At 70.6% G+C, this 411-nt stretch carries 1 protein-coding gene; it reads right to left on the bottom strand.

The window, feature by feature from the left end; translation table 11 throughout:
* A partial coding sequence (locus IG98_RS0144090; protein ID WP_030926685.1) for an IS3 family transposase occupies positions 1 to 411 on the bottom strand: 411 nt, incomplete at both ends.

The raw sequence follows: 411 nt of genomic DNA, 5'->3' as shown, positions 1-411 counted from the left end.
CATCGACCAGCCCAGGACCGCCTTGCTGTGGCAGTCGATGACGGTGGCCAGATATACAAAGCCCTCCCAGGTCGGGATGTAGGTGATGTCGCCGACGAGCTTGGTGCCCGGCTGCTCGGCCGTGAAGTCGCGCCGGACCAGGTCGGGGATGCCGTGAAAGTCGCCCTGCACGGTGGTGGTGGGCCGGAACGCACGTGCCTGGGCCGGGGTCAGGTCCAGCTCGCGCATCAGGGCGCGGACCAGTTCGGCCGAGCAGTGCTCGCCGCGGCGCAGCAGGGCGGCGTGCACCCGCCGGTAGCCGTAGGTCTTGTACGAGCCGCCGAAGATCTCCGCGACCAGCGTGGCCAGCAGGGTGCGGCGTTGCGCGGTGGCCGAGGCCGGCCGCTCACGCCACTCGTAGTAGCCCGACCG

This window comes from Streptosporangium amethystogenes, from assembly GCF_000721075.1.
GTDB classification, from domain to species: Bacteria; Actinomycetota; Actinomycetes; order Streptosporangiales; family Streptosporangiaceae; genus Streptosporangium; species Streptosporangium amethystogenes.
Note: the sequence above shows the minus strand (reverse complement) of the source record. Positions and strands in the feature narration are given on the sequence as shown.